This is a genomic window from Rhodococcus sp. NPDC059179 (genome assembly GCF_042754885.1).
GTDB lineage: Bacteria > Actinomycetota > Actinomycetes > Mycobacteriales > Mycobacteriaceae > Rhodococcus_G.
Genome location: NZ_JBHZBV010000002.1, coordinates 653,551 through 671,776, shown reverse-complemented (window position 1 = coordinate 671,776; position 18,226 = coordinate 653,551). Strand labels below are relative to the sequence as shown.

Sequence of the window (18,226 nt, the reverse complement as noted above, 5' to 3'; positions counted from 1 at the left end):
CGAGCGAAGCGAGGCATTCATGAAAGTCATGGCTCAGATGGCAATGGTGATGAACCTCGACAAGTGCATCGGCTGCCACACGTGCTCGGTCACGTGCAAGCAGGCGTGGACCAACCGCTCCGGCGTCGAGTACGTGTGGTTCAACAACGTGGAGACCCGGCCCGGCCAGGGATATCCGCGCACCTACGAGGATCAGGACAAGTGGCAGGGCGGGTGGGTCAGGGACAAGAACGGACGGCTGCGTCTGCGGGCCGGTGGCCGGGCGCGCAAGCTCATGTCGATCTTCTCGAATCCGAAGCTGCCCACGATGGACGAGTACTACGAACCCTGGACCTATGACTACGAGAACCTGACCACCGCCCCGCTCGGCGAGCACATTCCGGTGGCCCGCCCACACAGCCTCATCAGCGGCAAGCCGATGAAGATCGAGTGGTCCGCCAACTGGGACGACGACCTCGCGGGCAGCCCCGGGATCGTGCCTGGCGATCCGATCCTGGCGAAGGTGAGCGAGCAGGTCAAGCTCGAACTCGAAGAGACCTTCATGTTCTACCTGCCGCGGATCTGCGAGCACTGCCTCAACCCATCGTGTGCCGCCTCCTGCCCCTCGGGCGCGATCTACAAGCGCAGCGAGGACGGCATCGTGCTGGTGGACCAGGACAAGTGCCGCGGCTGGCGGATGTGCGTCTCCGGCTGCCCGTACAAGAAGGTGTACTTCAACCACAAGACGGGCAAGGCCGAGAAGTGCACGTTCTGCTACCCGCGCATCGAGGTCGGGCTGCCGACCGTGTGCGCCGAGACGTGTGTGGGCCGGCTGCGTTACATCGGGCTGGTGCTCTACGACGCCGACGCGGTGCTCGCGGCCGCCTCGGTCGAGGACGAGAAGGATCTCTACCAGGCGCAGATGGACGTCATCCTCGATCCGGGCGACCCGGCCGTCATCGCGGGGGCCCGCGAATCCGGCATCGCCGACGAGTGGCTGGACGCCGCCCGCAGGTCACCGATCTACGCGCTGATCAAGACGTACAAGGTGGCGCTCCCGCTGCACCCGGAGTACCGGACGATGCCGATGGTCTGGTACATCCCGCCGCTCTCGCCCGTGGTCGACGCCGTCGCCAGGGACGGGCACGACGCGGAGGATGTCGGGAATCTGTTCGGCGCCATCGACGCGCTGCGCATCCCCAAGGAGTACCTCGCCGAGATGTTCACCGCAGGCGACGTCGGGCCGATCGACGACGTGCTGCACAAGCTCGCCGCGATGCGCTCCTACATGCGCGACATCAACATGGGGCGCGAGCCGCAGGAGCACATTCCGCACGCCGTCGGCCTGACCGAGGAACAGATCTACGAGATGTACCGGCTGCTCGCGCTGGCCAAATACGACGAGCGCTATGTCATTCCCACCGCGTACGCGGCCGACGGCCACAAGCTGGAAGAGACCGCCACCGAGTGCGCACTGGACTTCGAGGGTGGACCCGGAATGTACGAGGGCTCCGGACCCTTCGGCGAGACCAGCGGCGGCCCGACCCCGGTCGCCGTCGAGACCTACCAGGCGCTGAAGAACCGGCAGACCAGCGAATCCTCGGTGCGCCCGGGCGGTTCCCGGGTGAACCTGCTGAACTGGGACGGGCAGGGCTCGCCGCAGGGGATCTTTCCCACTCGCGACGGCGGCGGCCAGAAGGGCGCAGGCCAGTGAGGATGTTCGGCAGGGCGCCACGGGTCACGGACCGGCACCGGAAACTGGTCTGGCAGGCGTCCTCGCTGCTGCTGGCCTACCCGGATGAGGAGCACGAGGCGCGGCTGGCGCTGGTCTCGCGCGTCCTCGGCGAGCTGCCCGCCGGCCTGGCCGCGCCGCTCGCGGAGGCCGTCACCGGGCTCGAATTGCTGAGCGCGCACGAGGCGGCCGCGGACTATGTGGAGACCTTCGACCTGCGGCGCAAACGGTCGCTGTTCCTCACCTACTGGACCGACGGGGACACCCGCAACCGCGGCAACTCGATGCTGCTGTTCGCGAACACCTACCGGGACTGCGGCGTCGAGCCGCCGGAGGGCGAGCTGCCGGATCACCTTGCGGTCGTGCTGGAGTTCGGCGCGACCGTCGACGTGGCAGGCGGGCTGGCGCTGCTGGCCAGGCACCGCGCGCCGCTGGAACTGCTGCGGCTGGCGCTCGCGGAGATGCCGTCCCCCTACGTCGGGGCAGTCGCCGCGGTGCTCGCCACGGTGCCAGAGCCGCACCCGGACGCGACCCGCCTCGAGGCACAGCGCCTGGCGGAGCAGGGACCGCCAGCGGAATCCGTCGGCCTGCGCCCGTACGCGGTGACCATCCCCGTGGAGAACGTGACCGCGTCGCTGCGCGGGCCGGGATCTCGCACCATGAACGAGGCAGGAGCGGTCCGATGAGCGTGTTCGAGAGCGAGATCTTCTGGGACGTCGTCCCGTACGTGAGCCTGGCGATCCTCATCGTCGGGCTGATCTGGCGATATCGCTACGACAAGTTCGGCTGGACCACGCGGTCCTCGGAGCTGTACGAGTCGAAGCTGTTGAGCGTCGCCAGTCCGATGTTCCACTTCGGCATCCTGGTCGTCGTCATCGGCCACTTCGTCGGACTGGTCATCCCGCAGAGCTGGACGTCGGCCATCGGCATCGACGAGCACATGTACCACTGGAGCGCGCTGGTGCTCGGCGGCATCGCGGGCCTGGCCACACTGGTCGGCATCGTGCTGTTGATCTATCGGCGCCGCACCGTCGGTCCGGTGTTCATCGCGACCACCAAGAACGACAAGCTCATGTACGTGGCGCTCGTCGCGGCGATTGTCGCGGGCCTGTCGACCACGGTCATCGGCATGATGCCTGCCGGTCAGACCCCCGAGGCGAACTACCGCGACACCGTCGCACCCTGGTTCCGCTCCATCTGGATCCTCCAGCCCGACGGCGCGGCGATGGCCGCGGCGCCGCTGCAGTTCCACATCCACGTCGCGATCGCGCTTGTGCTGTTCGCGCTGTGGCCGTTCACGCGGCTGGTGCACGTCTTCAGCGCGCCCATCGGATACCTGTTCCGGCCATACGTGGTCTACCGCAGCCGGGACACCGCGCGCCGGGACGAGCTGCTCGGCTCCGCTCCGCACCGTCGAGGGTGGTGACCGCGCCCCGGGGCCGGCCCCGCCGCGGTGTGTACTGTTTGGTCCTCATGCCCGTACAGCTCTGACGAGGACCGCTGACCCACTGATATGGCCGCCCACACACGCAGTCGCACGTCCGCACGGACGACCAGAACCACGGAATTCGGCGTCCGGCGCACCGTGTTACCCGGTGGCCTGCGGGTGGTCACCGAGCACATGCCGGGGGTCCGGTCCGCCTCGGTCGGCGTGTGGGTCGGCGTCGGGTCCCGCGACGAGAAGCCGTCGGTGGCAGGCGCGGCGCATTTCCTCGAACATCTGCTCTTCAAGTCGACCCCGACCCGAAGCGCGCTGGAGATCGCCCAGGTGGTCGACGGTATCGGCGGCGAGCTCAACGCGTTCACCTCCCGCGAGCACACCTGCTTCTACGCGCACGTGCTCGACGACGACCTGCCGCTGGCCATCGATCTCGTCAGCGACGTGGTGCTGCGCGGGCGCTGTCGATCCGACGACGTCGACATCGAGCGGCAGGTGGTCCTCGAGGAGATCTCGATGCGGGACGACGACCCGGAGGACCTGCTCGGTGACGACTTCCTGACCGCGCTGTTCGGCGACCACCCGGTGGGCCGGCCCGTGATCGGCAGCGTCGAGTCGATCGAGTCGATGACCCGAACGCAGCTGCACTCGTTCCACGTCCGCCGGTACACGCCGCAGCGGATGGTCGTCGCGGTGGCGGGCAATGTCGACCACGACAAGACCGTCGAGCTGGTCCGGCGCAGCTTCAAGGGACACCTGCAGCGCGGTGCGAAGCCGGCCGCCCGCCGCGAGGGGAAGCTGCGGCTGCGCACGGTCCCGGAGCTGACGCTGCGGGGGCGCGACAGCGAGCAGGCGCACCTGTGCATGGGAGTGCGTGCCTTCGGGCGGCACGAGGGACATCGGTGGGCGTTGTCCGTGCTCAACACGGCGGTCGGAGGGGGACTGAGTTCCCGTCTGTTCCAAGAGATCCGGGAGTCGCGCGGCCTTGCCTACTCGGTGTACTCGAGCATCGACACCTTCGCCGACAACGGGGCCTTCTCGGTGTACGCGGGCTGCCAGCCGGAGAACCTGGGCGAGGTCACCACGGTGATCCGCGAGGTGCTGTCCCAGGTTGCGAGCAACGGCATCACCGACGCCGAATGCGCTCGGGCCAAGGGCTCGATCCGCGGCGGACTGGTGCTCGGGCTGGAGGATTCCGGCTCCCGGATGCACCGGATCGGTCGCAGCGAGCTGAATTACGGGAACCACCGCAGCATCTCGGAGACGCTCGCCCGGATCGACGAGGTGACCACCGAGGAGGTGCGCGAGGTCGCCGCGATGTTGCTGAACCGGCCGTTCGGCGCGTCGATCGTCGGCCCCTACAAGCGCAAGAGGGACCTGCCCGCCTCCGTCCGCGGGATCGTCTGACCGGTGTCTTTGTCCGGCTACAGGCCGGCGAAGAAGGAGCGGATATCGTCGATCAGCAGGTCAGGGACCTCGAGGGCGGGGAAGTGACCGCCCTTGTAGAACTCTGACCAGTGCGTGATGTTGTGGGCCTTCTCGGCGAAGCGGCGGATGGCGTAGTCGCCGTCCTTGAACACCGCCACGCCGGTGGGCACGGTGCCGCGCGGCTTGGGCGCGAACATTGCCGCGTCGTGGAAGCGCTCGTAGTAGTAGTTGGCAACGCTGCCGGCGGTGTCGGTGAGCCAGTAGATGCTGACAATGGTGAGCAGCCGATCCCGGTCCACGGCGAGTTCCGGCAGTTCGTGCGACTGGTCGGTCCACTCCCTGAACTTCTCCACGATCCAGCCCAGCTGCCCGGCAGGCGAATCGGCCAGCAGCTGCGCGATCGTGTTCGGGCGGGTGCCGTTCAGCTGCATGTACGCCGAACCGTCGTCCTGGAAGTTCTTCATTGCACCCAGGCGCTGCTTCTCAGCATCGGTCAACGCCGCCATATCGGCCGGATCGCCGGTCGGGAAGGTGACCAGGGCATTGGCGTGCACGCCGATCACGCGGTCGGCGAAGTCGCGGCCGATCCGCGGGCCGATGAAGGCGCCGTGGTCACCGCCCTGCACGCCGAAACGCTCATAGCCGAGGCGGGTCATGAGTTCGGTGAGGGCCGCCGCCACCCGGCCGTCGTCCCAGCCGGTGTCGGTGAGGGGACCCGAGAACCCGTGGCCGGGGAGGGAAGGGATGACCAGGTGGAAGGCGGGGGCATCGCCGGACGGGTTGGTGAGCGGGTCGATCAGGTCGAGGAAGTCGACTACCGAGCTGGGCCAGCCGTGAATGAGCAGCAGCGGGGTGGCATCCTCACGGGCTGAGCGGATGTGCAGGAAGTGGATGTTCTGCCCGTCGATGAGGGTGGTGAACTGTGGCTGCTCATTGAGCTCGGACTCGGCTGCGCGCCAATCGAACTTATCGGCCCAGTAGTTGGCCAGCTCCTTCAGGTAGGAGGTGGGTACGCCGCGCTCCCAGCCGACGCCGGGGACTTCGTCGATCCAGCGGGTGCGAGTCAGGCGGTCATGCAGATCGTCGAGGTCGGCCTGCTGGATGTCGACGCGGAAGGGGCGAATCTCTGTGTTTGTCATGGCATTCATGGTTCCGGGAACGAGGGGGTCTGCGAATCATGAATATTCGTTATTTCTGGCCGGCGTCGCTCTGCCCGGCTCTTTACGGCATGATCGGTTCGGTGGTGAACCTCCCGGTCAGCAGCACCTTCGTCGGTCGGGGCGGTGAGCTGGCCACATTGCTCGACGGCCAGCGGGATCCATTGGTGCACGCCGTGCTGGTGGCGGGTGAGGCCGGTATCGGGAAGTCTCGGCTGATACGCGAGTTCACCGATCGGCTTCCAGCGGAGACGCCTGTACTGATCGGTCGGTGCCCGGAATTCGGTAACGAGGGTGTGCCGTTCGCGCCGTTCATCGCCATCATGCGCACGCTGATTCGTCGGTTGGGCGCCGAGCGGCTGGCAGCACTACTCCCGGTGCGCCCGGCGCTGGGCCGGTGGCTTCCCGAGCTGCCACCGGATTGGAGTTCGGACCCAGCGGAATCTGATCGCATCCGGCTGTTCGGGGAGATTCTCACGCTGTTCGAACGACTCGCCGCCGCTGAGCCCGCAGTGGTGGTGATCGAGGACCTGCACTGGGCCGATGACTCCAGCCGGGAGTTGCTCGCCTTCCTGGTCGCCAATCTGGCTGCCACCCCGGTGCTGTTGGTGGGCACCTATCGGCCGGTCGGCGCGCCTGAACTGCGGCAGATGCTCGCCGAACTCGCGCGCAATCCGGGGGTGCGGACCATTGCGCCGACCCCGTTCACCAAGCATGAAGTGGGCCGCCAGCTTGCGGCGATAATGGGGAATGAGCCCGAATCTAATTTGGTGGCAAGGGTTTTCGAACGCAGTGCTGGCAATCCACTGTTCGTCGCGGCACTGAGCCTGTCCGCGGAGGACACGCCGGCGGAGCTGAGCGAACTGTTGCTGGCCTGCCGATCAGGGCTCTCCGACGACGCTCTCGTGGTGTTGCAGGTATCCGCTGTGGCCGGATCGCCGGTGGGACACGAGCTGGTGGAGGCCGCCGCCGAACTGCCAGAGCGGGCGTTGAATGCCGCGGTGCGAGAGCTCATCGACCATCGGCTGTTGGTCACGGTGGATACCGGCTACGAGTTCCATCACGTACTGCTGAAGCGGGCGGTGTACGCGGATCTGCTGCCGATCGAACGGAACCGCCTGCACGCACGGCTGGCGCGACTGTTGCAGGCGTATCCGAATCTTGTTCCGGTGGAAAGTCGCAGCGCCGAACTCGCCGAGCACGCACGGGCGGCGGGGGACCTGGCGCTCGCGCTGGAGGCATCCTGGGCGGCGTCCGGAATCGCCGAACATGCGGGCGCGCAATCGGAGCGACTGCGGCACCTCGAACGAGTCCTGGAGTTGTGGGACAAAGTCCCGGCGAGCGCCGAACGCTCCGTGGCCGATCGACTCGACGTACTCGAGCAGATCATCGACGCCTGCTTTTGCGGAGCGACGGGCAAGCGTGGAATCGAGGCGGCGGACGAGGCCATCGAGGCCCTTGATGCACGGTTGTATCCACACCGGGCCGCGCTGTTGCGGCACCGGCGGGCGTTTCTGCGGACCAGGGCCGGTCAGGGTGGTCGCGACGATCTGTTGCGGGCACTGGAACTGCTGCCCAGCGAAGCACCGACGCAATTGCGCGGGGAGGTTCAGGCGGACCTGGCCGGGACCCTGGCCTTCGGTGGCCGATCGGAGGACGCCGCACGCCATGCGGCAGCCGCACTGGAGGTGGGCGAGCAGCTCGCCGTACCTTCGCTCATCGCGCGAGCGAATGCCTACCTCGGCTTGACGGCAACCGATACCGAGATGGCGATGGCGTATTTCGCCGATGCGAACGCGGCGGCCGATGATCCGAGGACCTTGCTCGATGTGGTGACCTGGGAGTCGGCCATGCTGGTCGCGATCGGTGACTACGACAAGGCGATTCACGCTATCCAGCAGGGACTTCGGGCCGCTCACGAGACCTTCCGATTCACCGAGCAGGGTCCGCTGTTGACGGTGAAGTGGGTGCAGGCGTTGCACGCGCTTGGGCGTTGGGACGAGGCGGTGAACCTCGTGGACGAAAGCCTGGCGGAATCCGTGCCACCGCTCAGTGCTGCGGTGCTGCGGTTGAACCGCGCCGGAATCTCCTTGACGCGTGGACACCTGGACAAGGCGGGGGCGGATGCGGATACGGCCGGGGAATTGCTCGGCGGTAGCCCCTGGGCCGGACAATATCGGCTCGAGTTGGCCGGTGTGCGTAGCCGGCTCGCGCTCGCGCGGGGTTCCGACGATCAGGCCGCGGCCATTCTGGCCGAGGCGCTGGTCGGTGACGAGCTCATGAGGCATCCGCGTGAAGCCTGGATGCTGCTCGTGCTCGGTGCTCGGATCCCGGATCTACCGGTGGATCTCACCGAGTTCGCGGCCGCGTTGTCGTCACCGACCCCGGTCGGGGCCGCGTATCGCACCGTCTATACCGCTGTGGCGAGCGGTGATCCGACCATCTGGGCCGACGCGGTGCGCCGGTGGCGAGCGCTGGGGCAGCGCGAAGAGGAGGCGAGGAGCCTGCTCGGCGCTGCCGAAGCCGCATTGGTGCACGGGAATCGGTCCGAGGCAGAGGCGTCGCTGCGGGATGCGTCGACCATCGCAACGGAACTCGGTGCGGCGCCGTTGCTGGAAGAGGCGCAGAGTGTCGCCTCCCGTGCCCGGTTGGGCCTCGACACGCTGCCGGGCGTCGCTGCGTCGAGCCGTCAGGTTGCCGGCCCCTTTGGCCTGACCCCACGCGAACTCGAGGTGTTGCGTCTCGTCGCAGAGGGGTTGACCAATCGACGCGTTGCGGAGGAACTGTTCATCAGTCCCAACACTGCCGGCGTGCACGTCTCGCGCATTCTCACCAAACTCGGTGCGGCGTCCCGCACCGAGGCCGCCGCCGCGGCGCATCGGCACCGGTTGCTCGCCGACTGAGCAGGACACCCCGGTTTCGGGGCGGTGCGCTGTGGAAGGCTGGGAGCGTGAATCACGTGCTTCCGCATGGGCGGCGGGCGGTGCCGCTGGTCATCGTCGCCCTCATCACCCTGGCGATGCTGTTCTCGCCTGGTTCGACGGTGCCCAGCGGTCCGCCGAACATCGACAAGGTCACTCACCTGTTGATGTTCGCGGCACTGGCCTACAGCGCGCGTTTCGCGGGGGTGGCGGTCACCGCGGTGATCGTCTGGGCGGGTCTGTACGCGGCCGTCTCGGAGGTCCTTCAGGGGCTGTTGCCGATCCACCGCAGCGCGTCCGTCTGGGACTGGGCCGCCGACATCGTCGGTGTGGCCGTCGGGCTGCTCGCCTTCCGAGCGTGGCAGGGTGGCCGTAAGGACGACGAAGGGTAGCGGCATGCGGATTCGCGGTGCGGTGCTGGAGGAGATCGGCCGGGAGCGCCCGTACGCGCAGTCGCGGCCCATCTCCATCGCGGAACTCGAGCTCGACGCGCCGGGTCCTGGCGAGCTGCTGGTCCGCATCGAGGCGGCCGGGCTGTGCCACTCGGACCTGTCGGTGGTCGACGGAAACCGGGTGCGTCCGGTGCCGATGCTGCTCGGACACGAGGCGGCGGGCCTCGTAGAGCACGTCGGCGAGGGCGTCAGCGACATCCGGATCGGTGATCGGGTGGTGATGACCTTCCTGCCGCGGTGCGGCGCATGCGCGGGCTGCGCGACCGACGGCCGGATGCCGTGCAGCGCAGGCGGCGCGGCGAACAACGCAGGCACCCTGCTCGGCGGCGGGGAGCGCCTGCACCGCGACGGCGAGCCGGTGCACCACCATCTCGGCGTGTCGGGCTTCGCGACACACACGGTGGTCGACCGGCGCTCGGTCGTCCCGGTGGGCGACGACGTGCCGCCCGCGGTCGCCGCCGTGCTCGGCTGCGCGGTCCTGACCGGCGGCGGCGCGGTGCTCAACGCGGCACGGACGGCGCCGGGGGACTCGATCATGGTGGTGGGGCTCGGCGGGGTCGGGATGGCCGCGGTGCTCACCGCCCTGTCACTCGGCCTCGGTGAGGTGATCGGTGTCGACGCGATGCCCGAGAAGCTCGCGGTGGCAACCGAACTCGGCGCCACCGCGGTGTACACCCCGGCCGAGCTGGCAGAGCGCGGGGTGCGGGCGGACCTCGTGGTGGAGGCGGCGGGCAACGTGCGGGCCTTCGAGACGGCGGTGGCGGCGACGGCACCCGGCGGCACCACCGTCACCGTCGGACTGCCGAACCCGGAGGCCAGGTCCTCGATCTCGCCGCTGCTCCTGGTCGCCGAGGCCAGGACCATCGTCGGCAGCTACCTCGGGTCGGCGGTGCCGGAGCGGGACATCCCGAAGTACGCGCAGATGTGGCGCGAGGGCAGGCTGCCGGTCGAGAAGCTGATCTCCTCGACGATCGCGCTCGAGGACATCAACAGGGGCATGGACGAGCTGGCCGAGGGTCGGGCGATTCGCCAGGTGATCGTGTTCGAGTGAGGGGCTAGAGGGTGATGGTGGTTGTGTCCTGAACCTTCAGGGCGGTATTGGAACCGGTGAAGTCGATCTTGAGGGTGTAGTCGCCCTGGGCTGGCGCGTCGATGAGGAATACAGCCCATTCACCTTCGGTGTTGGTGGTCGAGCTGACCCGGCTGTAACTCCACGGGCTTCTTGCGTCCGCGGGCAGCGTCTGGCCGTTGGGGGCTGTCAGGGTGAGGGACCCGCGTTCCATCGTGTAGCTGAGGATGCTCGGGCAGTCCACGCAGTCAGCCTTGAGTTCGACCCAGAGTTCGTATTTGCCCTTCTCCCCGGGCTGGTAGCTCGGCCAGAGGAACGCCTTGGTCAGTTGGACCTTGACCGCACCGCCGATCGTTTGGCCGACCGTGATGCCCCGCGGCTCGATGCTCTCGACCTTGCCGTCCTCGGCGAACGGGATCGTGGTCTGGTTGGCGTCGGACTCGCCGTAGACGAGCGCCGCGTTGTCGAGCAGCTTCTCGGGGTCGGCCTTGTTCCCCGTCGCCTTGACCGAGGCCGTCGCGGTTCCCGACGCCTCACCGAATCCCGCGATCGTCTGTTCCTCGAACTCGATGTCGACGACCGAGCCGTCGACGTCGAGGTAGGCCTCGTCGGGTGGGGGAGCCTTCACCCCGACCAGGTTCTTGTAGCTCAGTTCGAGATCCACGTCCGTCGCCGCGCCCGCCGGCGTCGCCGTCGCCTTGTCGACGGTGATCTCGAACCCACCGAACCAGCCGGTCTTGTCGACCGCGAGGTCCACGGTCTCGCCCGACGCCGTGGTTGTGCCCGAGGTCGCCGCTGTGGTGGTTCGGGTGCTTGCAGTGGTCGTATCGGCAGCTTCCGGTGTGCCCGAGTCGCCATCGCCGGAACATCCGGCAATCGCGAGGACGCAGGCCGCGGCCACATAGGTGAGCTTCCACGAAGGTCTCATGTCGATCCCTCTCGGTTTCGATCCGGGGCTCGCACTGAAACAGACCGCCGCGTGCGACAACGCCTGACGAAGGAAGGTGGTTGTGGCCCTGACGACGCACAGAGCGCGGACACCAAGGTTGAGAAGGGCGGAATCAATCCGCATCGTCGAATTATCGCCGTCGGCGGCGGCGTTGTCACGGGTGGTCGGGCACCTGTCCCTCGGGTCGGGGCGTCCGCGCGGCCGCCTCCTCGATCAGCGCCCGCAGCTCGGGGAGGGCGAGGCGCTGGGCGTCTCGGATCTTCACATGGCGGGCCCGCTTCCCGGTGCCCTCCAGCAGCCCGGCTGGATCGTGCCCGGCGGCGAGCTCGACGCCCCGGCTGAAATTGATGTTGACGTAGCTCTTCTGCGGCGCGACCGCGACGATGAGTCCCTTGTACGTGCCAGGGATGAAGGTGAACCCGATCAGTCTCGCCGAGGTGTCGATCTCCTCGATCGCATCAGGCGCGATCCGTCGGACGAGATTCCGTGTCGCCAAGACGAGGTCGCGCACCTCCTGGTCGTACGGCGCCAGCAGGTCGGCGACGGACGGTGTGGGCATCATCTGACTCTAGGACCTGGGACGACCTTGGCGATCGAGGTCCGGTGCGCCCCGCGTAGGCTTCCCTTCGAGAGTCAACGCGATCAGACGGAGAGTGAATCAAGTGACGTCAGCGCCAATCCGGGTCGGAGTCCTGGGTGCCAACGGCAAGGTCGGCCGCGCAATCTGCGAGGCCGTCGAGCAGGCGGCGGACCTCGAACTGGTCGCCACGGTCGATCAGGGTGACCGGATCGAGACGTTCGTCGACACCCGGACGCAGGTCGTCGTGGACTTCACCCATCCCGATGTCGTGATGGGCAACCTGGAGTTCCTCGTCGCCAACCGCATCCACGCGGTCGTCGGGACCACCGGCTTCGATGACGCGCGGCTGACGACGGTGCAGTCCTGGCTCGCGGCGAACCCCGAGGTGGGCGTCCTGATCGCGCCGAATTTCGCGATCGGTGCGGTGCTGTCGATGCGGTTCGCCGAGCAGGCCGCGCGCTTCTTCGACTCGGTAGAGGTCATCGAGCTGCACCACCCGAACAAGGCCGACGCCCCCTCCGGCACCGCCTACCGCACCGCCGCGCTGATCGCTGCCGCCCGCGCGAAGGCGGGCAGGGGACCGAGCCCGGACGCGACCACCACCGAGCTCGAGGGCGCCCGAGGCGCCGACGTGGACGGTGTCAGGGTGCATTCGGTCCGTCTCGCGGGACTCGTTGCGCACCAAGAGGTTCTGCTCGGAACCCAGGGCGAGACGCTGACGATCCGGCACGACTCGATCGACCGCAACTCCTTCGCGCCTGGTGTGTTGCTCGGCGTCCGGGAGATCGCAGGCCGGCCCGGGCTCACCGTCGGCATCGACCCCCTGCTCGACCTGTGACCAAGGATTGGTCGCTCCGCGGGCTCCGCTCCGGTCCGTCGACCAAGGTCGTCGTCACCATCGCGGCGATCGTCCTCGCGCTCGGCTTCTACTTCGTGCTCCTCGGACAGCGTGGCGTCGAGCTGATCCGGGAGGGCGGGGTGGCCCCGGTCGGGCTCGGTATCGGTGTGCTGCTGCTTCCGGTGCTCGGGATCTGGATCGTGGTGGTGACCCTGCGCGCCGGATTCGCGCATCAGCACCTCGCGCAGCGGATCGCGGACGAGGGCCTCGAGCTCGACGTGTCGGAGCTGCCGAAGCGGCCCTCCGGACGGATCGACCGGGATGCCGCGGATCAGCTTTTCGCACAGGTGAAGTCGGAGTGGGAGGCGGACCCCGACAACTGGCGCAACTCCTACCGGCTCGCACGGGCGTACGACTACGCGGGCGATCGCGGCCGCGCCCGCGACACCATGCGCCGGGCGGTCGCGCTGGAGGAGCGTGAGCGCAGGAGCTGAAATGCCGCGGCGGGTCTAGGCTGACGCAATGACCGCGCACACCGGTCGCGACCGCACGGGTGTGATGCTCGGCGGCGTGTACCGGGATGAGTCGAGAACCCAGCACGACGCGGCGGCCGTCGGCTACCCGCTGATCGGTCGGGCGCTCGCGCACCTGCCGCCGCCGGACGGCTTTCCGGTGCTGATCGCGGATTTCGGTGCGGCACAGGGCACCAACAGCCAGTGGCCGATCGCGCTCGCGCTGGACCGGGTGCGGGAACTCGCGCCGTCGGTCCCCGTGCTTGTGGTGCACACGGACCTGCCCGGCAACGACTTCGCCGGCCTCTTCGACGCCGTCGAGCACGGCGCCGACAGCTACCTGGTCGGTCGCCCGCAGGTGTTCCCGTTGGTGGCGGGCAGGTCCTTCTACCGGCGGATCCTGCCCGACGCGCGGCTCGCGTTCGGCTGGAGCTCGTCGAGCCTGCACTGGCTCAGTGCGACGCCGGCTCCGATTCCCGACCACTTCTTCGTGCACCTGTCGCGGGACGCCGCTGCGCGCGAGGCCTACCAACGTCGCTCCCGGCGTGACTGGATCGACTTCCTCGAGCACCGGGCAGCGGAGCTGTGTCCTGGCGGCGGTGTGGTCGTCGTCGACGTGCTGCGCGGCGACGACGACCTGATGGGCGCGGAGGCGCTGTTCGGGCGGCTGTCCGACGCGCTCGCGCGGGCGCGGGAGTCCAACGAACTGAGCGAGGCCGAGTACGTCGACATCGTGTACCCGACCTGGTTCCGCTCGCTCGACGACGTGCGTGCACCGTTTGACAGCGTGTTCACCGGTCGTGGCGGGCACCAACTGGTGTTGGCCGAGGCGGTGACCGCGGTGCTGCCCGACCCGTTCGCCGGGCTGCTGGCGGCGGGCCGAGTCGACGACTACGCCGCTCGGCAGGCGGGCTTCCTCCGCGCGTTCCTCGAACCGAGCTTCGCGGCGGCGCTGAGCCGGTCCCGGTCCGACGACGAGCGCATGCGGATGCTCGATGGCATCTGGCGGCGCACCGCTGAGCTCATCGCAGCCGACCCGCACGCCGTCGCGCCGGCCTACCGGCTCGCGGCGGTTCGGATCCAGCGAGTCTGATCGACGACAGTAGCCTGAACCGCGTGACGGACGACAGGGATCTGCCCACCCTGCTGGTGGTGCACCACACGCCTTCGCCGGCGACGCGCGAGCTGCTCGAGTCTGTGCTCGCGGGCGCGGGCGACCCGGAGATCGAGGGGGTGCGGGTGCGGGCGGTGCCGGCCCTCGGCGCCACCATCCCGGACGTGCTGGCCGCGGACGGCTACGTCTTCGGCACCTCGGCGAACTTCGGCTACATGTCGGGGGCGCTCAAGCACTTCTTCGACACCGTCTACTACCCGTGCCTCGACGCCGTCGCGGGTCGGCCGTACGGGCTGTGGGTGCACGGCAACAACGACACCGCCGGGGCGGTGCGGTCGGTCGACAAGATCGTCACTGGACTCGCACTGACGAAGGTGGCGGAGACGGTGGAGATCATCGACGGGATCGACGCCCGCGCCCGCGAGCGCTGCTATGAGCTGGGGGCGACCGTCGCGGTCACACTGGCGGAGTCCGGATAGATTCGGCTCTCTACCAGGAAAGATAGCTACCCTTCGCAAGTTTCGAATCTCACCATTTGGACCCAAGTGGGCGCTCGCTCTGGTCGAATGTGGCCGGGGGGAGCGTCGAAAACTGTTCGCCCCACCGATCGATCCGAGGAATTTCCGACGAGCGAAGGGTGAGCTGGATGACGTTTTCGAAGAGTGAGTTGGGCGGGGTTCGGGGGACTGTGGCCCGCAGAGTCGGCGCGGTGGTGTTCGGCACCGGGCTGGCCGTGGCGGGCCTGGTGGCGGTGGCTCCGGTTGCGAGTGCCGACATCGTCATCGGCACGTGCACGATCACGGATCCCAATCCGCCAGCGACGAATTGTCCCGGCGCAAGCCTGGCTGGTGCCGATCTGAGCGGGCTCGACCTGCAGAATGCCGACTTTTCGGGCGCGGATTTTTCGGCTGCCGATCTGTCCGGTGCGGATCTGTCCGGTGCGAATCTGACCAACGCCTTCATTTGGGGTGCGAATCTGTCCGGTGCGAATCTGACTGGCGCGTTCCTGAGTTTCGCGACAGTCGAATTCTCGAATCTGTCCAACGTGGACCTGACCGGCGCCACCCTCGTCGATGCGTCCTTTGAGGGGTCGGACCTCGCAGGTGCCGACCTCGCTGGAGCCAACGTCGATGGTGCAACGGGCATCAACTGGACCGGCGCGACCGGGCCCGGCACACCGGGGCCGCAGGGGCCTGCCGGCCCCGCCGGGCCTGCGGGGCCTGCCGGTCCTCCCGGGGAGGGCTCGCTGGAGAACCTCTTCGGTTCCTAGGTTGAATGCGTGAAACCCGGTGGCCGGCAGGGAGTTCGACCGCCGGCCACCGGGAGCGGGGGGCTAGCTGAGTAGCTTGTCCTTGAGGTCGGCGATGGTGCCGCCGTCGAGGCCGAGGCCGTCCTTCAGGTAGTTCTCGACCGATCCGTGGATGGCGTCGAGTTCGGCGATGCCGGCACCGAGGTAGCTCGCCTCGACCCCGAGCAGCGGGGTGTAGATGGCGGCGATCTGCTCACCGGAGGCCGCCGCCATCTGCGCCCTGGTGGCGGCGATGAAGGCCGCCGAGTACTCGTTGGTGAGCAGGTAGTCCGACATGATCGTCTCGCGCGAGACCCCGGCGATGCTCAGCAACAGGAAGGACGTCCAGCCGGTGCGGTCCTTGCCAGCGGTGCAGTGGAAGACCTGCGGCCCGTCGGTGTTCGCGAGGTCGGTCAGCAGCTGCTTGAACCCGGCCCGCTCGCCTGCGCCGGTGACGAAGCCGCGATTCAGGTTCTGCATGAACGCACGGGCCTCGTCGGGGGAGCGCAGCTGCGTCGCCGCGCCGGTCAGGTCGCCCGACCGGATCGGGATGTTGACGTAGGACGCACCGGCCGGGACGCGGTCCGGCTTCGCCGCGACCTCGTCAGGGGTGCGCAGGTCGTACACCTGGGTCGGGTGCAGCCCCTCCAGGCTCACCAGGTCGGCGTCGTCGGGAACGACCGCGTTGGACCGGTAGAACACGCCCTTGCGGACGTGGTCGCCGCCGCTGCCCGCGTACCCGGCGCCGGTTCCGGCCACGTCGCGGAAGTTGTCCACGCTGGCGAGCCGGGGCGCGTCGGCGGCCGGGGCGGTGTGGGAGGTGCCGGGCGACGAGCCGGAGAACAGCGGAGCGAACAGTCCGTCCAAGGGATTCGCGAATGCGGTGCCCATGAGCGGGCTGGCCAGGAGGACCCCGCACATGGCGGAGGTGGCGGCGGCGCGTCTGAGGTGAAGTGTCACGGAGGAACTCCTGTTCAGCGAAACCTCGACCGGTTACGTTCGAGTTCGTAACACAATAGGGACGGGGGTTCCGGGTCCGTGGCCGTTTAACGGAATCGGATGTCGGACCCCCGTGGCAGGGTGGTGAGATGCTCGAGATGACGGCGGCCGCCGCCAGACGAACGGCGCTCGCCGCGCAGGGGTTCGGCGATCCACGGCCCGCCGGCGCGCCCACGCGCAGGCACCTGCTCAAGGCGGTGGGCCGCACCTCGCTCCTGCAGATCGATTCGGTCTCGGTGGCCGTGCGGGCGCACTACATGCCGGTGTTCAGTCGGGTCGGCGCCTACGACCGGACCCTGCTGGACGCCGCCGCGTGGCAACACACAGCCGCGAAACCCCGTGCACTGGTGGAGTATTGGGCGCACGAGGCGGCACTGATCCCGGTGCAGGACTGGCCGCTGCTGCGGTGGCGGATGCACGCCTACACCGGCGGGCGCTGGGCAGGCGAACGCAAGGTGCTCGAGCGCAACCCCACGCTCAGCCGCGACGTGCTCGACGTGATCTCCGCGGTCGGGGCGGCCAGCGCGGGCGACGTCGAGCGGCACCTGGAGCTCGACGGGGGCGGCAGGGGTGGGCCGTGGTGGGACCGCAGCGACACGAAGGTCGTCTGCGAGCAACTCTTCGCGGCAGGCGCGCTGTCGGTGGACAGGCGGGTGGGATTCGTCCGGCACTACGACCTCGCGGATCGGGTGCTGCCGGCGGGCGTCGTGTCCGCCTCGATCGACGAGCCGGACGCGGTGCGGGAGCTGATTCGCCGGGCGGCGCGGTCACTCGGCGTCGGAACGGAACCGGACCTGCGCGACTACTACCGGCTCTCGCGCGCACAGGCCGCCGCCGCGATCGCGGACCTGGTGGACGAGGGCACCCTGGTCCCGGTGGCCGTGCGCGGCTGGCAGGCGCCCGCCTACCTGTATGCGCAGGCAAAGACGCCGCGCCGGATCACCGGCGCGGCGTTGCTGTGCCCGTTCGATCCGCTGGTGTTCTTCCGGCCGCGGACGGAACGAATTTTCGACTTCCACTACCGACTGGAGATCTACACGCCACAACACAAGCGCGTGCACGGCTACTACGTGTTCCCATTCCTGCTCGACGGCGAGTTGGTCGCCAGGGTGGACCTCAAGGCCGATCGCGCGGCCGACGTCCTGCGGGTGCTCGGGACCTTCGCGGAGGGTGAGCACGCGCACGGGCGCGTGGTGGAGTCGCTCGCCTCGTCGCTGCGCGAGATGGCGCAGTGGTTGGGCCTGTCCGGGGTGGCGGTCGGCGACCGCGGCGACCTCTCCGCGGAACTCGCCGCCGCCGTCGCGTCCTCGTCGTAGCTACTGGCTCTCGACGAACTTCGTCAGGCCCTTGGACGCGGTCTCGAGCGCGTGCTTCTGTGCCTTCTTTACGATGAACCCGGGCAGGGGAATGGTCGGGTCCACGGTCAGATCGAAGACCACGTGGGTGCTGCCGTCGGCGTTCGCGCTGAGCACGTAGCTACCGTCCTGCTGGCGCTGCTGAGAACTGGAGACGAGCGTCCAGGACAGCTTCTCGTCGCCCTCGAAGGAGTAGTCGACGACCTGCTCGTCGCTGATCCCGACGACGGACACGGTCATCCGGACGCGGTTGGGCCGACCGTCGTCGTGCGTCGACTCCACGGTCACCGACTTGTGGGACGAGGACCATTCGCCGAGCCGGTCGACCGCGGCGAGCGCCGCCATCACCGTCGCCGGATCGGCCTTGATATCGAATTCCTTGGTTCCGGACACGGCCATGACCCACCCCTTGTTG

Annotated in this window: 18 protein-coding genes; 13 read left to right on the top strand and 5 right to left on the bottom strand. The window is 68.4% G+C overall.

Annotated features, from left to right (window positions below):
• Positions 1 to 19: 19 nt before the first annotated feature.
• From narH to ACFXMV_RS08130, 4 genes are all read left to right on the top strand, one after another.
• Positions 20 to 1,693 (top strand): nitrate reductase subunit beta, encoded by a 1,674-nt coding sequence (narH, locus tag ACFXMV_RS08145; RefSeq protein WP_378502853.1) that lies wholly within the window; start codon positions 20 to 22, stop codon positions 1,691 to 1,693.
• A gap of 2 nt (positions 1,694 to 1,695) precedes the next feature.
• Entirely contained in the window at positions 1,696 to 2,397 is a 702-nt protein-coding gene (gene narJ / locus ACFXMV_RS08140; RefSeq protein ID WP_378500337.1) for a nitrate reductase molybdenum cofactor assembly chaperone, read from the top strand.
• The gene (gene narI, locus ACFXMV_RS08135; protein ID WP_378500336.1) at positions 2,394 to 3,137 is read left to right on the top strand and encodes a respiratory nitrate reductase subunit gamma; all 744 of its coding nucleotides are present in this window, start codon (positions 2,394 to 2,396) and stop codon (positions 3,135 to 3,137) included. The genes narJ and narI overlap by 4 nt, the downstream gene beginning before the upstream one ends.
• 87 nt (positions 3,138 to 3,224) lie before the next feature.
• A complete protein-coding gene (locus ACFXMV_RS08130; protein ID WP_378500335.1) occupies positions 3,225 to 4,556 on the top strand; it encodes a M16 family metallopeptidase in 1,332 nt (443 codons plus the stop codon).
• 17 nt (positions 4,557 to 4,573) lie between these two features.
• Here ACFXMV_RS08130 and ACFXMV_RS08125 read toward each other — a convergent pair whose 3' ends face one another.
• The gene (locus tag ACFXMV_RS08125; protein WP_378500334.1) at positions 4,574 to 5,716 is read right to left on the bottom strand and encodes an epoxide hydrolase family protein; all 1,143 of its coding nucleotides are present in this window, start codon (positions 5,714 to 5,716) and stop codon (positions 4,574 to 4,576) included.
• Positions 5,717 to 5,754: 38 nt separating this feature from the next.
• On the opposite strand from ACFXMV_RS08125, the gene ACFXMV_RS08120 reads away from it, so the two are divergent.
• The 3 genes from ACFXMV_RS08120 to ACFXMV_RS08110 are packed head-to-tail and all read left to right on the top strand — an operon-like array spanning position 5,755 to position 10,158.
• Positions 5,755 to 8,637, top strand: coding sequence for an ATP-binding protein (locus ACFXMV_RS08120; protein WP_378500333.1), 2,883 nt, complete (start codon positions 5,755 to 5,757; stop codon positions 8,635 to 8,637).
• Positions 8,638 to 8,684: 47 nt separating this feature from the next.
• Positions 8,685 to 9,047 carry a VanZ family protein gene (locus ACFXMV_RS08115; protein WP_378500332.1) on the top strand — a complete coding sequence of 121 codons (363 nt, stop codon included), beginning with the start codon at positions 8,685 to 8,687 and terminating at the stop codon, positions 9,045 to 9,047.
• A 4-nt stretch (positions 9,048 to 9,051) separates the two neighbouring features.
• Entirely contained in the window at positions 9,052 to 10,158 is a 1,107-nt protein-coding gene (locus ACFXMV_RS08110; RefSeq protein WP_378502852.1) for an alcohol dehydrogenase catalytic domain-containing protein, read from the top strand.
• A gap of 4 nt (positions 10,159 to 10,162) precedes the next feature.
• On the opposite strand, the gene ACFXMV_RS08105 is transcribed toward ACFXMV_RS08110, so the two are convergent.
• Positions 10,163 to 11,104 (bottom strand): hypothetical protein, encoded by a 942-nt coding sequence (locus ACFXMV_RS08105; protein WP_378501561.1) that lies wholly within the window; start codon positions 11,102 to 11,104, stop codon positions 10,163 to 10,165.
• Positions 11,105 to 11,279: 175 nt separating this feature from the next.
• On the bottom strand, positions 11,280 to 11,684 hold the full coding sequence (locus ACFXMV_RS08100) for a DUF1801 domain-containing protein (RefSeq protein ID WP_378501560.1): 405 nt from the start codon (positions 11,682 to 11,684) through the stop codon (positions 11,280 to 11,282).
• A gap of 103 nt (positions 11,685 to 11,787) precedes the next feature.
• Here ACFXMV_RS08100 and dapB point away from each other — a divergent pair, with 103 nt between their 5' ends.
• From dapB to ACFXMV_RS08075, 5 genes are all read left to right on the top strand, one after another.
• Positions 11,788 to 12,543 (top strand): 4-hydroxy-tetrahydrodipicolinate reductase, encoded by a 756-nt coding sequence (gene dapB / locus ACFXMV_RS08095; RefSeq protein ID WP_378501559.1) that lies wholly within the window; start codon positions 11,788 to 11,790, stop codon positions 12,541 to 12,543.
• Positions 12,540 to 13,037 carry a hypothetical protein gene (locus ACFXMV_RS08090; protein WP_378501558.1) on the top strand — a complete coding sequence of 166 codons (498 nt, stop codon included), beginning with the start codon at positions 12,540 to 12,542 and terminating at the stop codon, positions 13,035 to 13,037. The genes dapB and ACFXMV_RS08090 overlap by 4 nt, the downstream gene beginning before the upstream one ends.
• 28 nt (positions 13,038 to 13,065) lie before the next feature.
• On the top strand, positions 13,066 to 14,148 hold the full coding sequence (locus ACFXMV_RS08085) for a hypothetical protein (protein ID WP_378502851.1): 1,083 nt from the start codon (positions 13,066 to 13,068) through the stop codon (positions 14,146 to 14,148).
• 41 nt (positions 14,149 to 14,189) lie between these two features.
• Positions 14,190 to 14,648, top strand: coding sequence for a flavodoxin family protein (locus ACFXMV_RS08080; RefSeq protein WP_378502388.1), 459 nt, complete (start codon positions 14,190 to 14,192; stop codon positions 14,646 to 14,648).
• Positions 14,649 to 14,878: 230 nt separating this feature from the next.
• Positions 14,879 to 15,439 (top strand): pentapeptide repeat-containing protein, encoded by a 561-nt coding sequence (locus ACFXMV_RS08075; RefSeq protein WP_378502850.1) that lies wholly within the window; start codon positions 14,879 to 14,881, stop codon positions 15,437 to 15,439.
• A 63-nt stretch (positions 15,440 to 15,502) separates the two neighbouring features.
• Here ACFXMV_RS08075 and ACFXMV_RS08070 read toward each other — a convergent pair whose 3' ends face one another.
• Complete coding sequence (locus ACFXMV_RS08070; protein WP_378501975.1) at positions 15,503 to 16,417, bottom strand: tyrosine-protein phosphatase; 915 nt, start codon at positions 16,415 to 16,417, stop codon at positions 15,503 to 15,505.
• A 128-nt stretch (positions 16,418 to 16,545) separates the two neighbouring features.
• Between ACFXMV_RS08070 and ACFXMV_RS08065 the strand changes: the two genes are divergently transcribed.
• Complete coding sequence (locus ACFXMV_RS08065) at positions 16,546 to 17,772, top strand: winged helix-turn-helix domain-containing protein (RefSeq protein ID WP_378501976.1); 1,227 nt, start codon at positions 16,546 to 16,548, stop codon at positions 17,770 to 17,772.
• Here ACFXMV_RS08065 and ACFXMV_RS08060 read toward each other — a convergent pair whose 3' ends face one another.
• Positions 17,773 to 18,210 (bottom strand): SRPBCC family protein, encoded by a 438-nt coding sequence (locus ACFXMV_RS08060; RefSeq protein ID WP_378501977.1) that lies wholly within the window; start codon positions 18,208 to 18,210, stop codon positions 17,773 to 17,775. It lies immediately after the preceding gene.
• Positions 18,211 to 18,226 lie beyond the last annotated feature (16 nt).